This window comes from Kordia zhangzhouensis (assembly GCF_001005305.1).
Classification (GTDB): Bacteria; Bacteroidota; Bacteroidia; order Flavobacteriales; family Flavobacteriaceae; genus Kordia; species Kordia zhangzhouensis.
On record NZ_LBMH01000012.1, the window covers coordinates 75898 to 95875 of the forward strand.

Annotated in this window: 17 protein-coding genes; 11 read left to right on the forward strand and 6 right to left on the reverse strand. The window is 33.9% G+C overall.

Annotated features, from left to right (window positions below; translation table 11 throughout):
* The first annotated feature begins 280 nt into the window (after positions 1-280).
* Positions 281-1426 (forward strand): carboxypeptidase-like regulatory domain-containing protein, encoded by a 1146-nt coding sequence (locus tag AA088_RS15345; protein ID WP_046745914.1) that lies wholly within the window; start codon positions 281-283, stop codon positions 1424-1426.
* A gap of 228 nt (positions 1427-1654) precedes the next feature.
* Entirely contained in the window at positions 1655-2524 is an 870-nt protein-coding gene (locus AA088_RS15350; RefSeq protein ID WP_046745915.1) for a cation diffusion facilitator family transporter, read from the forward strand.
* A 45-nt stretch (positions 2525-2569) separates the two neighbouring features.
* Here AA088_RS15350 and AA088_RS15355 read toward each other — a convergent pair whose 3' ends face one another.
* From AA088_RS15355 to AA088_RS15365, 3 genes are read right to left on the reverse strand one after another with little or no spacing between them, the layout of a single operon-like run.
* Positions 2570-5095 (reverse strand): TonB-dependent receptor, encoded by a 2526-nt coding sequence (locus tag AA088_RS15355; RefSeq protein WP_046745916.1) that lies wholly within the window; start codon positions 5093-5095, stop codon positions 2570-2572.
* Positions 5079-5993 carry a FecR family protein gene (locus AA088_RS15360; RefSeq protein WP_046745917.1) on the reverse strand — a complete coding sequence of 305 codons (915 nt, stop codon included), beginning with the start codon at positions 5991-5993 and terminating at the stop codon, positions 5079-5081. The genes AA088_RS15355 and AA088_RS15360 overlap by 17 nt, the downstream gene beginning before the upstream one ends.
* A 46-nt stretch (positions 5994-6039) precedes the next feature.
* Positions 6040-6567: an RNA polymerase sigma factor gene (locus AA088_RS15365; RefSeq protein ID WP_046745918.1), complete on the reverse strand. Its 528-nt coding sequence runs from the start codon at positions 6565-6567 to the stop codon at positions 6040-6042.
* 112 nt (positions 6568-6679) lie between these two features.
* Here AA088_RS15365 and AA088_RS18670 point away from each other — a divergent pair, with 112 nt between their 5' ends.
* From AA088_RS18670 to AA088_RS15390, 5 genes are all read left to right on the forward strand, one after another.
* A complete protein-coding gene (locus AA088_RS18670; RefSeq protein ID WP_064972174.1) occupies positions 6680-8458 on the forward strand; it encodes a hypothetical protein in 1779 nt (592 codons plus the stop codon).
* A 13-nt stretch (positions 8459-8471) separates the two neighbouring features.
* Positions 8472-8954, forward strand: a complete 483-nt coding sequence (locus tag AA088_RS15375) for a hypothetical protein (protein ID WP_046745919.1) — start codon at positions 8472-8474, stop codon at positions 8952-8954.
* A 264-nt stretch (positions 8955-9218) separates the two neighbouring features.
* Positions 9219-10406: a tRNA 2-thiouridine(34) synthase MnmA gene (gene mnmA, locus AA088_RS15380; RefSeq protein WP_046745920.1), complete on the forward strand. Its 1188-nt coding sequence runs from the start codon at positions 9219-9221 to the stop codon at positions 10404-10406.
* A 114-nt stretch (positions 10407-10520) separates the two neighbouring features.
* Complete coding sequence (locus tag AA088_RS15385; RefSeq protein WP_046745946.1) at positions 10521-12143, forward strand: S8 family serine peptidase; 1623 nt, start codon at positions 10521-10523, stop codon at positions 12141-12143.
* Positions 12144-12147: 4 nt separating this feature from the next.
* Positions 12148-13110, forward strand: coding sequence for an NAD(P)H-dependent flavin oxidoreductase (locus tag AA088_RS15390; protein WP_046745921.1), 963 nt, complete (start codon positions 12148-12150; stop codon positions 13108-13110).
* Positions 13111-13170: 60 nt separating this feature from the next.
* Here AA088_RS15390 and AA088_RS15395 read toward each other — a convergent pair whose 3' ends face one another.
* Entirely contained in the window at positions 13171-14478 is a 1308-nt protein-coding gene (locus AA088_RS15395; protein ID WP_162199695.1) for a DUF2314 domain-containing protein, read from the reverse strand.
* Positions 14479-14523: 45 nt separating this feature from the next.
* Positions 14524-15633, reverse strand: coding sequence for a serine hydrolase (locus AA088_RS15400; protein WP_046745923.1), 1110 nt, complete (start codon positions 15631-15633; stop codon positions 14524-14526).
* A 74-nt stretch (positions 15634-15707) separates the two neighbouring features.
* On the opposite strand from AA088_RS15400, the gene AA088_RS15405 reads away from it, so the two are divergent.
* Positions 15708-16187, forward strand: coding sequence for a hypothetical protein (locus AA088_RS15405; protein ID WP_046745924.1), 480 nt, complete (start codon positions 15708-15710; stop codon positions 16185-16187).
* Between the two features lie 46 nt (positions 16188-16233).
* On the opposite strand, the gene lysA is transcribed toward AA088_RS15405, so the two are convergent.
* Positions 16234-17478: a diaminopimelate decarboxylase gene (gene lysA / locus AA088_RS15410; protein ID WP_046745925.1), complete on the reverse strand. Its 1245-nt coding sequence runs from the start codon at positions 17476-17478 to the stop codon at positions 16234-16236.
* Between the two features lie 206 nt (positions 17479-17684).
* Between lysA and AA088_RS15415 the strand changes: the two genes are divergently transcribed.
* The 3 genes from AA088_RS15415 (at position 17685) to AA088_RS15425 (ending at position 19925) form a co-directional block, all read left to right on the forward strand.
* Entirely contained in the window at positions 17685-17870 is a 186-nt protein-coding gene (locus AA088_RS15415; RefSeq protein WP_046745926.1) for a hypothetical protein, read from the forward strand.
* A 126-nt stretch (positions 17871-17996) separates the two neighbouring features.
* Complete coding sequence (gene sucC / locus AA088_RS15420) at positions 17997-19190, forward strand: ADP-forming succinate--CoA ligase subunit beta (protein ID WP_046745927.1); 1194 nt, start codon at positions 17997-17999, stop codon at positions 19188-19190.
* A gap of 309 nt (positions 19191-19499) precedes the next feature.
* Positions 19500-19925: an Hsp20/alpha crystallin family protein gene (locus tag AA088_RS15425; protein ID WP_046745928.1), complete on the forward strand. Its 426-nt coding sequence runs from the start codon at positions 19500-19502 to the stop codon at positions 19923-19925.
* Positions 19926-19978 lie beyond the last annotated feature (53 nt).

The following is a 19978-nucleotide window of genomic DNA, read 5'->3' on the forward strand; positions in this document are numbered from 1 at the left end:
GATTTATGTAAGATGTACGCTTGTTTCGTATCGAATATACGGTAAAATTGATGAAATAAAAAGAATAATAACAGAGCGATAACAAACGCTGCATAAAAACAATTGCAACGAATTGCTGCTCAGAGAAGTATTAGAATAGGGGAATTTCTGTTTTTGAATTGTTTTATGTACAGAAGTGTGCGACTAACCATTTGTATGTGAAATAATTAAAATGTAAAACCAACGCAACCAACAAGCGTTTTGCGCATCTCAAACATATAAAACCAATCAAAAAAATCTCATGAAAATATATCAGATTACCTTAATTTTTCTTTTTGTATTATGTATACTTTCGTGTGAAAAAGATACGGATGCAGCTCCGTTAGCAGAAAGTAGTATTTCAGGTAAATTCTTCGCGCCCAATACAATTGATCCTATTGTGAATGGGAAAATCACCGCAAGTAAAGATGGAACAATCGTTTCGGAAACACGTTCAGCCGCCGATGGAAGTTTTGTATTGTCAAATTTAACAGCAGGAGAATACGAAATTTTGTTAACCAAAGGACTATTCAGCGCTTCCAAGACAATTACAGTTGCAGAAGATGACGATATTCAAATTCCAAATATTCCTATTGATGTTTTTCCAAAAATTGGTGTGGTAACCGGTGCGTACGACCATATTGAATCAGTGTTGTATGATATTGGATTGGTAAATCCAATTACACAAGAACCATTGTTTGATATTATTCAAGGTATAGGTGTTGGCAGATCGGGCGTTAATAGCACCTATCATGGAACGCATCACGGACACGATTCTGGAATGTTTGAACCGGAAAACACAAGTAATTTACAACCAAACGTATCCTTTACTTTTGCAGATTTGATTGCATCTCCAATGATGTTGGCAGATTATGATATTCTCTTTTTAAATTGTGGATTGAGTGAAAGTTTTACCAACTATAATGACAATATCGTCCAATATGTAACTAACGGAGGAATTTTATATGCAACAGATTGGGCATTTAAATATGTACAAGGGATTTCTGATGGACCTAATTATATAGATTTTTATGATGCTGAAAAAAGCGGACGATCTACTTCCACAGAAGCAATCATTTTTGATCCTGATTTAATTGCTTGGCTACAAGTGAATTTCGGAATTACTTTAGCTGCTGATGATACTATTCTACTCGATGAGTTTTTACCAGGTTGGCAAGTAGTAGAAAGTGCTAACGATGCAACTGTAGTAAGTTGGTTTAATGGACCCGTAACCTACCGAGATACAACGGGTACAGAAATTACAGCACACAAAGACTTGGCGTTTACATTTTTAGTGGGTGACGGCGGCGTATTCTACTCTTCATTTCATACGGAAAACCACGACGACGACTTTAGTACAGTTGATAGGCTATTGGAATACTTAGTATTTGAATTGTCTTCGCTGTAGCTAAAAAATGTAAATAATTTTAAAAGCCTGAGTTTCTTTCTGCTCAGGCTTTTTTCGTATTGTATGAATAATTTATAGGACATAAAGATAAAAGAAGATGATAATTTGCTGTAAAATCTTAGTATTTTTAAGCGTTGTTAAATGATGTTTCTTTATCTATTTGAATTGAAAAGAAGTTGAGTGCATCTATTAAAAAATTAATTCGTACCATAATAAAATTCTAGGCTTTTGAGTAGTGAAAAAACAGCCATACGCACCACATATTTTAGTATAATAGGAAATACTTGCTTGGCTTTGATTAAAGGAATAGCCGGTATTTTTGGAAATTCCTATGCGCTTATTGCTGACGCTATTGAATCTACAACCGATATATTTTCTTCATTACTCGTTTTGTTTGGTTTAACATATGCCAAACGACCTGCAGACGAGAATCATCCGTATGGACATGGAAAAATAGAACCATTAATCACTTTCTTGGTCGTTACGTTTTTAGTTGTTTCTGCAATTGTGATAGCATATGAAAGTATTCAAAATATTCAAACACCTCATGAAGTACCAGAATCTTGGACTTTATATGTACTTGGAGGAATTATTTTATGGAAAGAAATATCATTTAGAATTGTTTATAAAAAAGGAAAGGAAACTCACAGCTCGTCTTTAAAAGCAGATGCATGGCATCATAGAAGTGATGCTATAACTTCGGTAATGGCTTTTATAGGAATTTCGGTAGCATTAATTTTTGGAAAAGGGTATGAAAACGCCGATGATTGGGCCGCTTTATTAGCTTCTTTTTTTATTTTATATAATAGCTATTTGATTTTTAGACCTGCTTTGGGCGAAGTGATGGATGAACACTTGTACGATGACCTCTTAGAAGTTATTCGAGAAGAATCGGTAAAGGTAGACGGTGTGTTGGGCACAGAGAAATGTTTTATAAGAAAAGCAGGAATGAAATATCATGTAGACTTACACGCTATTGTTGATGGCAAGAAAACAGTAAAAGAAGGACATGAAATTTCACATTCGTTAAAAAACCATTTAAAAGAAAAAATTCCTTCTCTTATTAATGTTCTTATTCATATTGAACCGGATGATTGATTTTTAATAATTTAATGTTTAGCTGCAAAGCAGATGTTACTATTTTTAGAAGTATAAACGACACGACAAATTGGGAGTGATTCCTAATGAGAAACGCTGAATATCTGTCAGAGTATTTTGAGAATTTATCCTGTAATATCTTTCGATAGAATTTTTAGTATCTAGAATATTCCATAAAGCAAATGCTAGGTCCAACCGTAACTGGTTTTTTAACGCGTAAGTGTATTTTGCAGAAATATCCACTCGCAAGTACTCATCCAGTCTAGAAGAGTTTACCGGTTGGTAATTTATTGTTCCCTCAGAAATTGCATTATTAGGTACGGGTGTCGTAATGGGTTTTCCTGTTCTCCAATTGAGTCCAACGCCTACTTTTAATGCATTGTATGAATACGTAATTCCAGAAGTAATGGCATGTGTTATATCATAGTTACTAGGAAATGGAGTAGGTTCAAGAGTTGTAAATTCATATTCATTATTCATGTATGAATAGCTTAGCCAAGCATTCAAATCGTTCCATTTTTTCCGTAGGAGCATATCAATACCCAACACATTGTACATTCCGCTAGCTTTGGTAAATTCATATTGATTTTGAAATCCTTGACTTTGAGTAGTGATTCCATCTACAGCTTTATAATAGGTATCAACACTAGCAAGCCAATTGTTTTTTTGGTAATTAATGCCCACGGAAACTTGTTGGCTAGTAAGCACAGGAATATTGTCATCATTGGATAATTGCCAACGTCTTTTTTCAATACCCAAAAAGTCATTTTGAAAATTAACAATTTGCGAAGTGTTTTGATGTTTATATTCTGCTTGTGCTTCAACTATAAAATCATTTAAAAATTGATGACTTAAACTGAACCGTGGTTCAAATATGTGTTTTTTGAATTTGTCGAGATAATTGTAACGACCGCCAATACTAATCTGAGTGTTTTTATTAGCAGAGCTATAATCAACTCCAGCAAAAACGGCATGTGTTCTTAAAACTTCTGAAATTAACAAGCGAAATAAAGGAACATCAATATCATCTAAATTAGTGACCTCAGTTTCTACAAAATGATAGCCAGTACGGATATTAAAATTTGTATTGTGTAAGTAATTGAATTGTACTTTGGCACTTGTTTCAGAAACCTTATTTTCCTGTAAAAAACGTTGTGCGTCTAATACGTTCGCATTAATTGCTTTTAACTTATAATCTGTTTCATAAATTTCTACAGTAGTGAATAGTTGATCTCTCCAATTGTTTTTGTAGTATAAACCTGCGGCAAAACTATTTTGTTGCAAGTTGCTTTCTCGAGCGTTCTCTATATTGTCTGTTTGTAAGTTTTCTGTAAAACTTAGTGTATTGGAAACAAAAATTCCGTTGAGACGTAATTCGTTGCGTTCATCAATAGTATACAACCAGCGAAAAGAAGCATCATAAAAATCAAAATCTTTATTAGAGTTAACAATGTTTTCTTGATTTTCGGCAACTTCAGTATTTTGTTCAATTTGTTCAAAATAGGCAGTGTATGCAGGAGTTTCAATCAAATCATTAATTGATTTTCTAGCTGCTACTTGAATAGAAGATTTTTTCCCCAGTGGAGTATCTAAAAAAAGATTGGCATCCGTAAAATTTATACCTGCATTTCCATTAAAAGTCGTTGTAATATTTTTGGCAGTTTCCATATGAATGCTACCTGAAACACCATCAGTTTCACTAGCATCTGTACCATTTTTAAGTAATTTTACTTTTTGCGTGATTTGTGGATTGTACATAGAAATGAGTCCAAAAAAGTGGCCAGACTGATACATTTTAATGCCATCCCATTTAATTAAGTTTTGATCGTGTGTACCACCTCTAATGCTCAAGTTTGATACTGTTTCGTTTGTACTTTGAATACCTGGGAAAGCTTGTACTGCTTGCAACACGTCATTTTCTGTCATACCAGGAAGCATGTCAAAATTTTTGAAGTTTATGCTAAATGAACCATTGCCAAGCTTGCTTATTCCTGTTGATAAAAAGTGAGAAATAATTACACTAGATAAGAGCTCTGTTTGCGGGCGCAGATATACCTGTCCACAACCATTTGTCGTAAAATGATCACTCATGCGTTGAACAGTTTTGTATGAAATATGGCGAATTGTAATACGTTCATTCGAATTGGTGATTCGCAGGCGAAAAAAACCATTCTCGTCACTAGTAGTAGCATTACTCGCTCCTTGAATTGTAGCTGCGTCAATAGGAGTATTATCTTCTTTATTTTTTAAATAGCCACATAATAAAAAACCTTTTTTTAACTGTACTACAATAAATCGTTTATCAATCTGTTGAAAAGCAAATTGAGTTTCCAATTCTAATTGTAGTAATATTTCCGGAAGTGTCTTTGAAAGGTCAGGAGTAGTAACGGTTATTTCTTTAAGTTGTGTTTGTGCATAATTAAATTCTACACTAAACTTTTTCTTCAGCATATCAAAAACTTCAGTAATGTTTTTTTTTGAAGCGTTAGAAGAAACATTTTGTCCCAAACAAGAGATAGAACACAATAAAACACATACTATGATGATATATAGTTTATGGATGCTTTTCATATAAGATTACACTTTTTTCTGTAGCAAACTCATAACGTATATTCATAGGTGTAGTAACCGATTGGAGCGCTTTTTCTAGATTTTCATGTTGAAAACCTCCAGTAAAAAGTTGGTCGCTGTCAATATGTGTGGTTGTTATTTTTACATCAAACTGACGTGCAAGTTCATCAAAAACTTCTTGTAATGGAACTGCTGAAAAAGTACTAAAGTTTTGAGTCCAATTTGGCTTGGTATCGCTTAGTTTTCTTTCGATTAGTTCTGAATTCATTACAATTAGTTGATCACCAGGAGCTAATATTTTTTGGTGGTTTCCTGTGGAAACTTTTACAGAACCTTCATAACAAGTCACTTCAAAGTAATTTGAACGTTTTTTTACATTGAATTCGGTTCCTAATACGGTAACCGTATCTTTTTGGGTAATAACATCAAAAGTTGCGCCTTTAGCAACTTGAAAAAACGCTTCTCCATCAAGTGTAACCAGACGATTTTCTTTCCAATCTTTTTTATGATAGGAAACAGAAGAGCTAGCATTGAGCACTATTGTTGAGGTATCTGGTAAGGTAATGTTTGTTTTTTCGCCAGCAATTGTGGTAATTGTGATGAGAGAATTTTGAGTAAAAAAGAAATACAGCCCAAATATAATTATACATGCTGCAGCTATTTTAAGTGCAGGCATCAAAGTTTTCATAAAACTTCGATGTTGGGTTTTTGGAGTCAATCTTTCGCCTTTAAATTTCTCATAGGTGTCAACATTTTGAAAATTTGAAGCTTTAAAGTTCTCTGCATACTTTATAATAGATTGATAATGCTCAAAATCAGGACTTTTTTCAAAGTCTTGTAATTCGGCTTCAGTAAGCTCTCCATTCAGCCATTTATGTAGTAAATTATCATTGTCCATTGCATGTGCATTTTTTATATAACAACTTATGTTTTAAAATCCCTGACTATTTTTTTAAGGTAAAACCATCCAATTGCTCTTTAAGAATCATAAAAGCTCTGTGTATTCTGTATTCTACTACTTTAACAGTAATGTTTAACATGTCAGCGATTTCTTTTTGTTTCTTGTGTTCAGCTTTACTTAACAAAAAAGCAACGCGGTATTCTTCTTTCATATTGGCCAAAACGGTTTGATACTTTTCTAAAAATTCAGCTTCTTGCATGATGAACTCAGGACTTACATTGGTATGTGTTTTTACTTGAGTTTTCTCATAATTGAGCTTTACTTTTTCATGTTTTAACTGGTTTAAAATAATATTATTGGCAACAGTAAATAAGAAGGATTTTGCTTTGTTGGGAGATACATTTTCACAATTGTTCCAAAGCTTAATAAAAGCTTCTTGCGTAGCATCATTTGGATTGCATGCGCTTCCATATTTATAATATAGGAAGTCATGCAAGCTTTTCGAAAGCTTTCTGTATATGCTTTCGAAAATACGTTCTTCACAAACCTGAGTTTCTAATTCTTTTTCCACAAAAAAAAATATCTAAATCAAGATAGTTAAATTTTTTTTTAATAAAAAGTCAGGGATTTTAATTTGATGGTTGTTGTATAGATAAAGAAGCAAAAAATTAATCCAAAAGAATATGAAAACACTAACGCAACTTTTAATCACGGCAATGCTTTTTGCCATTGTAAGTACTTCCTGTAGAACTGAAGATATGGAAGTAATTGAGCCGCCTCAAGAGCAAACTTTAGTAGTAAATTCAACTGTTCAAACTTTGATGCAACGAACCGTAATGAATGATGGCTCTATAGATAATATTATTGATAATGCAAACTGTATCACTATACAATTACCCGTTACAGTTGTTGTAAATGGTTTGGAGGTACATGTAGATTCTCAAGAAGATTTTGCAACTATTGAAGCTATTTTTGATGAGTTTGATGATGATAATGATGACTTGGTAATACAATATCCTATCACAATCATATTGGCAGACTTTAGCGAAATAGTGATAAATAATGCAACAGAATTAGCAACATTTACAGCCAATTGCAATGGGCAAAATGTAAGTGACGACGATATTGAATGTCTAGATTTTAACTACCCGATAGTAGTTTCTTTTTTCAATACCAACAACGAATTATTAGAAACGATCTCTATTATGAATGATGCTCAGATGTATGCATTTATTGAAAATATTGATGAAAATGATATCATTACTATTCAGTTTCCAATCACTGTAACTACCTATGCAGGCAACGTTATCACAATTAATAATTTTACAGAACTGGAAAATGTAATCAGTAGCTACGATGACGAGTGTGATGAAGATGATGATTATGATTACAATGATGACGATTGTAACAATTGTACAAATGATCAACTAGCAACTGTTTTGAGTCAATGTTCTGATTGGAAAGTTGACAAACTAGAACGCAATGATAACGATCTTGAAGATAATTATGTAGGATATGCGTTTAACTTCAATACAGATGGGACTATACAGGTTACCTCTGGAAATGGAAACTACACAGGAACTTGGCAATCTTCAGGCACAGCCAATAATATTTCGGTTACTATTGACATAACTGGGTTGACAGATTTTAATGCTACTTGGAATTTGCATGAAATAGAACAAGGAAACAATGAGACAAAAGTAGATTTAAGGTTAGGGGATGATCGTTTACGATTTGAAAATAACTGTTCTACATCAGGAAGTAACGGAAATGTAGACGATACAGCATTGGTAAACTCATTAACAACAGGTGATTGGTATATAACCTATTATTTTGACGATACAGATGAGACAGCAAATTACACAGATTATGTATTTACCTTTTCTTCTGATGGCTCTGCGACTGCAAACAACATGGGGAATGTGACAAACGGTTTTTGGAATACTTCCGCAGGAGACCAAACCGCTTTAGAATTGAATCTAAACTTTGGAACGACAGCTCCGCTAGATGACATTGCAGAAGACTGGGATGTTTTAGAAGTTACCAATGATATCATTCGATTAAAAGATGTGAGTGGAGGAGATGGAAGTATAGATTATTTAACTTTTGAACGCAATCCAAGTGGAGGAAGTGGAAACAATCTGGCAACAGTATTAACAGATGGCATTTGGATTGTACAATCATATACAGATGATGGAAATGATGAAACTGCTGATTATAACGGATATCAATTAACATTCATGAGCAATGGTACAGTGCAGGCAAGTAATGGAACGGTAATCAATGGAACATGGGATGTTCAGAATGCCGGAAATGTACTGGCACTAAGCTTTGCTACTGTTCCTTTTGATGAATTTACAGATGATTGGGATGTAATCTCTGTAACGTCAACAGAAGTCGTATTACAAGATGTGAGCGGCGGAGGTGGTGGAACTGATGTATTAAAATTATCTAAACTATAAACACTTTAATATTATGAAAACACGACTTTATTTATTCTTTTTAGTAATGCTGAGCTTCTCTTTAATGTCTACAACCTGTGAAAATGATGACGATGCAATTATGGATAACTCACAAGTAATTGCTGAAATTACAGATATAGCAGAAACGAATACATGGAGAATTACAAGCTATATTGATTCAGGACAAGATGAAACTACTGATTTTACTAATTACACTTTTACTTTTGAAGCAGGTGGAACAGTTACCGCAAGTAATGGAACCAATCAAGTAACAGGTACTTGGTCAGTAACAGATAGTAGCAATAGTAATGACGACAGCAGTTCTGATGATGATATCGATTTTAATATCTCTTTTAACGTAACAACCTCGAGTGTATTTTTTGATTTGAACGACGATTGGGATATCGTTACGTATTCTTCAACCACTATAAGTTTGCAAGATATTAGTGGCGGAAATGGCGGAACAGATACGTTGGTTTTCCAGCGAAACAATTAATCTTTTTTTGTCCCAAACGTCAAAATAGTTAGTATGCTGCCCTTTTGAATAAAAACAAAAGGGCAGTTTTTTTATGCGTATAGTTTGAATTTAATCAGTTTCTAATGATGATCAATAACGAATCTATAAAAACGCAAAAAAGGTAGTATCTTTGTCAGCAAAATTAAATAACTACGTCTAAAGCAATTTGACAACTTTATGATGCGAGAACTTTCATGTTACGCATACTCAATATAAAAAAATAAATAAGCGAAAGGAACAACAATGAAACGAGTAATAGTAGGACTCTCTGGTGGTGTAGATTCAAGTGTGGCAGCCTATCTGTTAAAAGAGCAAGGCTATGAAGTGATTGGGCTATTTATGAAAAATTGGCACGATGATTCTGTTACAATCTCAAACGAATGCCCTTGGTTGGAAGATAGTAATGATGCAATGATTGTAGCAGAAAAGCTAGGAATTCCTTTTCAAACCATTGATTTAAGTGAACAATACAAAGAACGAATTGTTGACTATATGTTCAATGAGTATGAAAAAGGTCGTACACCCAACCCAGATGTGTTGTGTAATCGTGAAATTAAATTTGATGTCTTTCTTAAAATTGCTTTAGATTTAGGAGCTGATTATGTAGCAACAGGTCACTACTGTCGCAAAGAAACTATTGAAAAAGAAGGGAAAACTATTCACCGATTATTAGCAGGAAAAGATACAAACAAAGATCAGTCGTATTTTTTATGTCAATTATCTCAAGATCAATTAGAAAAAGCATTGTTTCCTATTGGAGAACTGACCAAGCCTGAAGTGCGAGAAATTGCAGCAAAAGCAAATCTAATTACTGCAGAAAAAAAAGACTCACAAGGGTTATGTTTTATAGGAAAAGTAAAATTACCGGACTTCTTACAACAACAATTACAACCCAAAGAAGGTGTTATTGTAGAAGTCCCTCTAAGCAATGAAAATTACCACCTAGAAACACCAGAATTTACCAATAAAATAGACGAATTAGCTTTCAGAGCACAAAAATATACCTACTCCAAAAATGATGGAAAAGTTGTGGGAAAACACCCAGGAGCTCATTACTTTACCAAAGGACAACGCAAAGGACTCGCAGTAGGAGGTACAGTTGAACCTTTATTTGTAATTGAAACGGATGTAAAAGAAAACATAATTTACACAGGGCAAGGAAAATCACATCCTGGGTTGTATCGTCGTACACTGTTTGTGAATGATGATGAATTGCATTGGGTACGAGAAGATATGGCACTTCAACCAGATGAATCGATGGAAGTGCTGGCTCGTATTCGCTATCGTCAACAATTAGAAAAAGCATTCCTCTATAAAATTGAAGGAGGTTTATATGTTGATTTTGAAAAACCACAAAGTGCCATCACTGAAGGTCAATTTGTAGCGTGGTATATTGAGGATGAATTAATAGGTTCGGGAGTGATTTCATAAAGAAAATGAAAAATCAATACAAATAAGTTGTGTAAACTTATGATATATAGAATCACTATACTGAAATCTATTTTTTAATCAAGAAAAATAAATGTGGAAGTAAAAAAGAAGCTTATGAAAAAAATTACAATACTTGTTATTCTTTTAATTTCACAACTTAGTATAGCGCAAACGGAACATGCATGGGTATATTTTACAGATAAACCCAATGTGGCAAATGCGTTGGCAAACCCTTCAACAATCCTTACGCAAAAGGCAATTGACCGCAAAAACAATCACGGAATCGTAATTGATGAAAGAGATGTTCCAGTAAACGAAACTTATATTTCACAAGTAAAAGCACAAACAGGAATTACTGTAAAAGCAAAATCGAAATGGTTCAACTGTATTCATGTGCTCGGAACACAAACAGATATTGATAATTTATTAAATCTAACATTTGTTAATGAAATTATATACGCTGATCATTCTTTGAATACGGCTAATAGATCTGTTGCCTTTACAACTGTTAAGCAAACCGCTGAAAAATTAGAGACTCTAGTTGTGTATAACTATGGAAATAGCTCCAACCAAGCGACTATGATTAAAGTTGAAAAGCTTCACGAACTTGACTATACAGGAGAAGGTGTAACAGTAGCAGTAATGGATAGTGGTTTTCCAAATGTAAACACAATGGCTGCTTTTCAACGCTTGCGAGACAATGGAGATTTACTTAATGGATATGATTTTGTAGATAGAAATCCAAATATTTATGCTTACACAGGAAACAGTCATGGAACAAATGTACTGTCGGATATGGCGGCGTATATTGATGGACAATTTGTAGGTACAGCGCCCGATGCAAGTTATTATCTATTCAGAACAGAAGATGCAGCTACTGAAACACCCGTAGAAGAATCGTATTGGGTAGAAGCTGCCGAACGAGCAGATAGCCTTGGTGTTGATGTAATTAATACGTCGTTGGGTTACAATCGTTTTGACGAAAGTCGCTATGATTATACAACGAATGACATGGATGGTAATACAGCATTTATTACAAGAGGAGCAAACATAGCTGTTGAAAAAGGGATTTTGGTAGTTAATTCTGCAGGGAATTCAGGAAATGATGGAACTTGGGGAATTATTACTGCTCCTGCAGATGGAAATGTTTTTACTGTTGGAGCTGTCGATGCTAGCGGAAACTATGCTTCATTCAGTTCAAGAGGTAGAGTGCCAAACATTCCTGTAAAGCCTGACATTGTAGCGCAAGGAGCAAGTGTGTATGTAGTAAGTTCTGGCGGAAGCGTAGTAACGTCGAATGGAACGTCATTTTCGTCGCCAATTATTGCGGGTGCTATGGCGTGTATGGTACAAGCGTTTCCTAACAAAACGAATTTAGAATTAATGCAAATTGTACGCGAATCAGCTTCTATATATACAAATCCTACCACAGAATTAGGGTATGGAATTCCAAATTTTGAATTGGCGTTTCAAACATTGGCAATTGTTGAAAATGGTACTGAAGAAAAAATTACACTTTTCCCAAATCCTGCGAAAACAACTTTGCATGTTAAAATTCCTGCAACCATACAGCAAGCAAAAATTACACTCATTAATGTACTTGGAAGAACAGTACAAAGCTTCCAATCTACTTCTCCACTTCAACTTATAGATGTTAGTAAATTGGCAACAGGAATGTATCTTTTACAAATTGAAACAGACAACAAAATCATTACTAAAAAATTGATAAAACAATAAACGAATGAACTTATTCGAACACAACAAAATCACACAATTATACAATATACACTATCCAATCATTCAGGGAGGTATGATTTGGGCAAGCGGTTGGCGTTTAGCTTCTGCTGTGAGTAATGCGGGAGGATTAGGACTAATTGGTGCTGGCTCAATGTATCCAGATGTATTGCGAGAACACATTCAAAAGTGTAAAAAAGCAACCCATAAATCGTTTGGAGTAAACGTTCCAATGTTGTATCCAAACATTGAAGAGATTATGGATATTATTGTTGAAGAAGGGGTGAAAATTGTGTTTACGTCTGCTGGAAATCCAAAAACATGGACGCCCTTTTTAAAAGAAAATGGAATTACAGTGACGCATGTGGTAAGCAGTTCAAAGTTTGCTTTAAAATCGCAAGAAGCTGGAGTGCATGCTGTTGTCGCAGAAGGTTTTGAGGCAGGAGGGCATAATGGCCGTGAAGAAACTACTACATTAACGTTGATTCCAACTGTTAAAGAGAAATTAGAGATTCCGCTAATTGCTGCCGGAGGAATAGGAAGTGGAAAAGCGATGTTGGCCGCTATGGTGTTAGGAGCTGATGGCGTACAAGTAGGAAGCCGATTTGTGGCTACAGATGAAGCTTCTTCTCATATTGAATTCAAAAAACAAGTAGTTGAAGCAAAAGAAGGGAGCACTAAGTTAACCTTGAAAGAATTGGCTCCAGTTCGATTGCTAAAAAATAAATTTTACCATGATGTGGAAAGTTTATACGAAAAAGGACCAAGTATTGATGAACTCAAAACATTATTGGGTAGAGCGAGAGCGAAGCGAGGAATGTTTGAAGGAGATTTAATTGAAGGAGAATTAGAAATTGGTCAAGTATCAGCTTTGATACATGATATCAAACCTGCAGCCAAAGTAGTAGAAGATATGATTTCTGAATTTAAAGAAAGTGTAACAACTGTTTCTAACAATTTTAAAATATAAAACCAGTACTTTTAGAATAAAGAAGTAGGTAAAGTTATGTGTAGAAAGCTGATGCGGAGTTTAATTCCCATATTTTTGAATTAAGCGTCCAGTTTCGTTTCCTTCATAGGAACCATCGGGTTTTTGTAAAATATAGTCAAAAATATCAGCTTGTTTGACTTTAACTTTTGTTCCAGATTTTAAGTTTTTAATATAATATGGCTCATTCTGTAAAATACCTTCTATTGTATCTTCGTTCCATGTAACTACTTCAATCCACATCCATTCATTACTACCATCGTCCGTTTTGAAAGGAGCTTTCAGTAACAAAGAATAATTTGCTTCTAGTCCATTATTGAATATTTTTTTCATGGAAGGCAAACGCTTTTTAGCACGTTCACTCGCTGCGATAATTTCTTCATTATGAGCCACTGAAGTAAGTTCGTCTTTAAATCCAAAAACTTTTCGGTAGATTTCATCTTGATAGGCTTGTACATTGGTATAATTATCATTTTCAAAATCTATCTCTAATAATAAATTAAAAGGATCTCCTTCGTCACGAGTTGCTTCTTTAAAACGAATCGTTGCTTTTTTAGTTGCATTTTCAAATATGAGTTCTTGTACATCTTTTTGCAAACTATTGTTTTGAATGGCATCTAAATCTATTACAAAATTGTTTGTGTCAAAATCTGGTCTTTCTGCCATCAATTGCGCTGTAATGATTAGTAAGTCATTAGCAACACTTGTACTTGAACAAGCAGCATTTTCAATAACTAAATCTGGCAAGCCAAAACGTTGCATGCCTAAAGTGATAGCACGACAATAATCTCCTTTACGATAGGAATGTACAGTAGTTTGGTAGGAAATATTAGGAATAGTGTCTTGCCATGCTTCTGCACGCCTTGTTTTCCATGTGTCGGGAAGAAAATACTCTCTACTTTCTCCATCATAAGCAACAAAATCAGTATCCTTAAGTGTAGTGTAAACCCATTGACTAAGTTTTTTAGTGTGTAAAAAAGCATCATTCTTATAAAAAATAACACAGATTAAGGCATTCTTTGTAGTTAGGAGTTTTTCTTTTTGTGCTTGCGTAAAACCGTCTGCAAAATAGTTGAGGTATTCTATACCATACACAGGATATTCTTTACTCACATCGCTTACAGGTTTCATATAAATCAATGTTTGGTCTACTTTTTTAGGTAATTCGGTAATAAAATCAGCCGTTGGATAAATTTCTTTAAGCTCCTTTTTGACATTTTCAATATCTAAATTTTGATTCATTGTATACAAACCAACTTCCCAATAATTAAAAGGTTCTTGTGGTTCAGTATCTTGAGAAAACACACTAATTGTGTTGCATAGCAGTAAAAAAAAGAAAAGTCGTTTCATGGAAATTTGCTGAAAAAAATATAAAAAATATAAATACCTCATAATCTAATTGTTTTTTGATACATAAAACTGATGTACTTGTCTACCTAATTCGGCTAAAAACGGAATACCAATTTCATCATATTCATAAGTGTCGTCGTTAAATAACTGATTTTCATTAACGTGAATAGTAGCTGTAATAAAAAATGAGCTATTGTTTTTTTCATCAACTACATATGCGCAATCAGTCAAATATCCATAAGCATAGCCAACTTTGTTATATATTTTTAGATAGGATGGAATAGCTTCTTGAGTATCGCCAAAAAGGAAAAACTTTACATAACTATCATAATACTCCAAATTGTTAAAACCTTGCTGTTGCGGGGTTTCTTGCATAACTTTTAATAAAAATTGGCGATCACTTTGCGAAATATTAAATATTTTTTCTTGTGAAAACTTCTCGGGAAACTGAATGCGTTTCATTACTTCATGAAGTGTAGTGATAGGTACATAATTTTTTCTTGAAAAATCCATGGGGTGTTGGATTAACGAATCATTTCTGTAAAAGCCCTTTCCTTTCGTAACATTAAGAAGCGCAAGCGGTTGTACAGAACTGTTTTGTATTGATTCTTGTTGATAGATAATACGGTTATTTTTAAAAAACGTAACTACTTTATTTTGTGCAGAATAAGGGTTGTTGGAGTCTAATCGGTGTGAAATACGGACAAGGTTAAGTCCTTTGGAATGTAATCTCGTATTGATTTCATCTTTTCCAACAAATTCAAACAACCGATTATAAGCTTCATTATCACTTATAGCAAAAATTTTCTGCACTTCTTTTCGAATGGTTGTTTTGACAGAATCACCGTGTACAGAAAATAATGTGTTGCTATCAATCTCCGGGATTTCTTGTGCTTTCTCTAATGCGAGTAATGCAACTGGGAATTTTACACTACTTGCAGGGTAAAAATACATTTGATCATTTACTTGAAAACTAAAATCATTTCCTTTTGAATCGGTTACCATGATTTGAATTTCATGCGATTTCAAATTTTTCAACACGAGTTGGATTTTTTCAGAGTCAGAAGAAAGTGCATAGGCAATAGGATCTGAAGTTGGTCGTTCGCCACGACAACTTACACATACAATTGCAAACAAACAGAGAAGCCTTTTCATAAAATAATTTCGAAAATCTATTTACAAGATACTTTTTTTAATTGAAAAACGTAAAATGAGTATCTTTAACCACTATGATTTCTCAATTTAATGAAAGACAAAAGTTTGGGCAATGGTGGCTCTGGCTTTTGCTTGTTGGGATAGGTGTTTTTCCAGCAATAGGGATATACAAACAACTAATTTTAAAGGAAGAATTTGGAAGCAAGCCAATGTCTGATGGAGGACTTATCACTTTTTCTTTGATTATAGCGGCTGTAATTGTGCTTTTTGGAATTTTACGTTTAGAAACCACAATTGATCATACAGGGATTCGGATGAGATACTTTCCTTTTGTTAGAAAAAATGTATCATGGCAGACTATTGAAAGTGTCAATGTGATTGATTATGGATTTGTTGGAGGCTGGGGAATTCGTTTGTGGACTTCCTATGGTACAGTTTATAATGTAAGCGGAAGTAAAGGACTTGCTATACAACTCAAAAATGGTAAAAAGTTTCTCATTGGAACTCAAAAACCAACTGAATTAGATGCGTTTTTGAAAAAAATAAAATCATAAAAAAAAGTGTCTGAAGGTACAGACACTTTCCAACACTAAGCTAAACCTAAACTTCTTTAGGAATATTTTTTTTCTTTTTCACAGGAGAAAAATCAATATCTACTTGATTTCTCAAAATATCGTCTAGTGTTTCACGTTTTCGGATGAGATGTGCTTTTCCTTGATACCATAGTACTTCTGCTGGGCGATAACGTGAATTGTAATTACTCGCCATTGAAAAGCAATATGCGCCAGCATTGTTAAATTTTAAAATATCACCTTCTCGGATTTCACTAATTCTACGATTATTGGCAAACGTGTCAGTTTCACATATATATCCTACAACCGAATAATAGCGTTCACGACCTTCTGGATTGGAAATATTTTCAATATGATGATAAGAATTATATAACATAGGGCGGATTAAGTGGTTAAAACCACTGTCAACTCCAGCAAAAACAGTTGAAGTTGTTTGTTTAACAACATTAACCTCTGTTAAAAAATAACCCGCCTCGCTTACAAGAAACTTTCCAGGCTCAAAATTGAGTGACAACTGTTTTCCATACTCATGGCAAAACTCATTGAAACGTTTACTTAATTTTTCACCCAATTCTTCTATATTGGTTTGAATATCATCTTTTTTATACGGAACTTTAAATCCGCTGCCAAAATCAATAAAATCAAGTTCTTTAAAATGTGTAGCTGTAGAGAATAAGATCTCAGAAGCATACAAGAAAACATCAATATCCAATATATCGCTTCCAGTATGCATGTGAATTCCATTGATGTGCATTCCAGTTAGTTCAACAATACGTAATACGTGCGGAACTTGGTGGATAGAAATACCAAACTTTGAATCAATATGTCCTACAGAAATATTGTGATTTCCACCCGCTAGCACATGTGGGTTGATGCGTATACAAACTGGAATTTTAGGATGCTTACTCCCAAACTGCTCTAGAATAGATAAATTATCTATATTAATTTGTACTCCTAGTTGAGCTGCCTCCTCAATTTCTTGCAATGAAACACCATTTGGAGTGTACATGATTTCACTTGCATCAAATCCAGCAGCAAGTCCAAGTTGTACTTCCTGTATAGAAACAGTATCAAGTCCAGCACCAAGTTTTTTCATTAGTTTCAAAATAGACACATTTGAAAGTGCTTTAACTGCATAATGTAATTTCATTTTAGGAACAGACGCAAAAGCATTGGTTAGTCGTTCGTATTGAGAACTAATTTTTTCTGCGTCGTACACGTATGTAGGGCTTCCATACGTTTGTGCAATATGTAATAAATCTGAAGTATTCATTCGTATAAATTTGGATGTCAAAACTATAGTAAAATGAAGTTACAATAAAGAAATGATTTAAAAAATATAAAAAACACACAAAAAGTTATATTTGAAACAAAAAAAAGATTCTATTTACCTTGTGAGCGTGTAAGTCGTAGTGCATGTATATTTTCTTTTTGCAATAGTTGTTATATCTTGTAAGAATAATTGTAAAAATTAAAATCATGAAAAAAAGAAATCTACGATCACTTGCATTAAACAAGTGTAAAATCAGTGAATTACAAAAAGAGCGAGGTGGGTTGGGTGATTTTACAACCGATCAACCAACAGCAAGTACTTGCACATGTGTAAGTTGTTTACAACATTGCCAAGAACCTATTCGACCAGCCACACAAAAATGTGAAAGATAGTAGCTAATTTTATAACGAAGCGAGCACAAAAGGCTCGCTTTTTTTGCATTCTATCTAAACCTTAAAATTAATTGGTTTTAGTGCTATTGATTTTTTACATTTGTGCTTTATAAAAAACTTCGTAAAATGAATCTACACGAATACCAAGGAAAAGAAATATTAGCAAGTTTTGGCGTACGCGTCCAAAGAGGAAAAGTAGCGACAACACCAGCAGAAGCTGTTGAAGCAGCAAAGCAACTAACAGAAGAAACGGGAACTGGATGGCATGTGATCAAAGCACAAGTACATGCAGGTGGTCGTGGAAAAGGTGGCGGTGTTAAACTTGCCAAGAATCTTCAAGAAGTAGAAGAGATTGCAGGACAAATTATTGGAATGGATTTGGTAACGCCTCAAACTTCTGCAGAAGGGAAACGTGTACACCAAGTATTAATCGCAGAAGATGTATACTATCCAGGTGACAGTGAGCCAAATGAGTTTTACATGTCTGTGTTATTAAACAGAGCTACAGGACGTAATATGATTATGTACTCTACAGAAGGAGGAATGGATATTGAAACTGTTGCTGAGGAAACTCCACACCTAATTTTTACAGAAGAAATAGATGCTGCTCAAGGTTTATTGCCTTTCCAAGCAAGAAGAATAGCTTTTAATTTAGGCTTAAGCGGAACGGCATTCAAAGAAATGACAAAGTTTGTTACCGCTTTATATAAGGCATATGTAAGTTCTGATTCATCATTATTTGAAATCAATCCTGTATTGAAAACTTCAGATGATAAGATTATGGCAGTAGATGCAAAAGTTACCTTAGATGATAACGCATTATTCCGTCATAAAGATTATGCAGCAATGCGCGACCTTCGTGAAGAAAATCCAATTGAAGTAGAAGCTAAAGAAGTAGGATTGAATTATGTAGACCTTGATGGAAATGTAGGATGTATGGTAAATGGAGCTGGTTTGGCAATGGCTACAATGGATTTGATTAAAATGGCTGGTGGAGAACCTGCAAACTTCTTAGATGTTGGAGGAACTGCTGATGCAAAACGTGTTGAAGAAGCATTTAGAATCATCTTAAAAGATCCTAACGTAAAAGCAATCTTAATTAATATTTTTGGTGGAATTGTTCGTTGTGACCGTGTAGCACAAGGAGTAGTTGATGCGTACAAAAATATGGGAGATGCTATTCAAGTTCCTATTATTGTACGTTTGCAAGGAACAAACGCAGATATTGCTAAAGAACTGATTGATAATTCAGGATTGGCGGTAGAGTCTGCTGTTGAATTCCAAGAAGCTGCCGATAAAGTGCAAGCTGTTTTAGCATAAAGACACAGTTATATATTTAGACACTTTCAATTTATATAGTAAAAGACCTTTCTATTTTAGAAAGGTCTTTTTTTATGGAATCAAATAAAAATTACACTTATCTCTCTCTTTTTAATCTACGAAAGGTTTATTTTTTCAGCATTAAATCGTCAGTATGTCGTACTATTTTAAATAAAATTGACAATTTGTCATTGTTTTATTAAGCAGTAATGACAAATTGTCATTAAAATTCATTTGGAATACTGTTTGCCTTATACAAGTCGTATTTGAATAACAAAACTGAATTTTAAACATTAAAAGACTTTAAAGATGAATATAGTAAAAAGAAGAAACGCAGATTTTCCATCAATTTTTGACGATTTATTCCAAACAGATTGGTTTGGAGGAATTGCAAATTCAAACACGCATGTGCCTGCTGTAAATATTAAAGAAACAACGGATGAATTTACGTTAGAATTAGCAGCGCCAGGAAAAGCAAAAGAAGATTTTGAATTGTCATTAGATCATGATGTACTAACTATTAGTACAGAAGATAAAAAAGAAGAAACTACAACAGAAGAAAACTATACACGCAGAGAGTTTAGTTTTTCAGCATTCAAGCGTTCTTTTAAATTACCACAAACGGTGAATAAAGAGCACATCAATGCAACGTATACAAACGGAATTTTGAATGTTACCTTACCGAAACGTGAAGAGGATAAAGTGAAGCCTAAACGCTTAATCGAAATTTCGTAACAAATTTTCATAATAATTATTTAGGATTGGTTAGTTAATTAATGGTTGAAAGG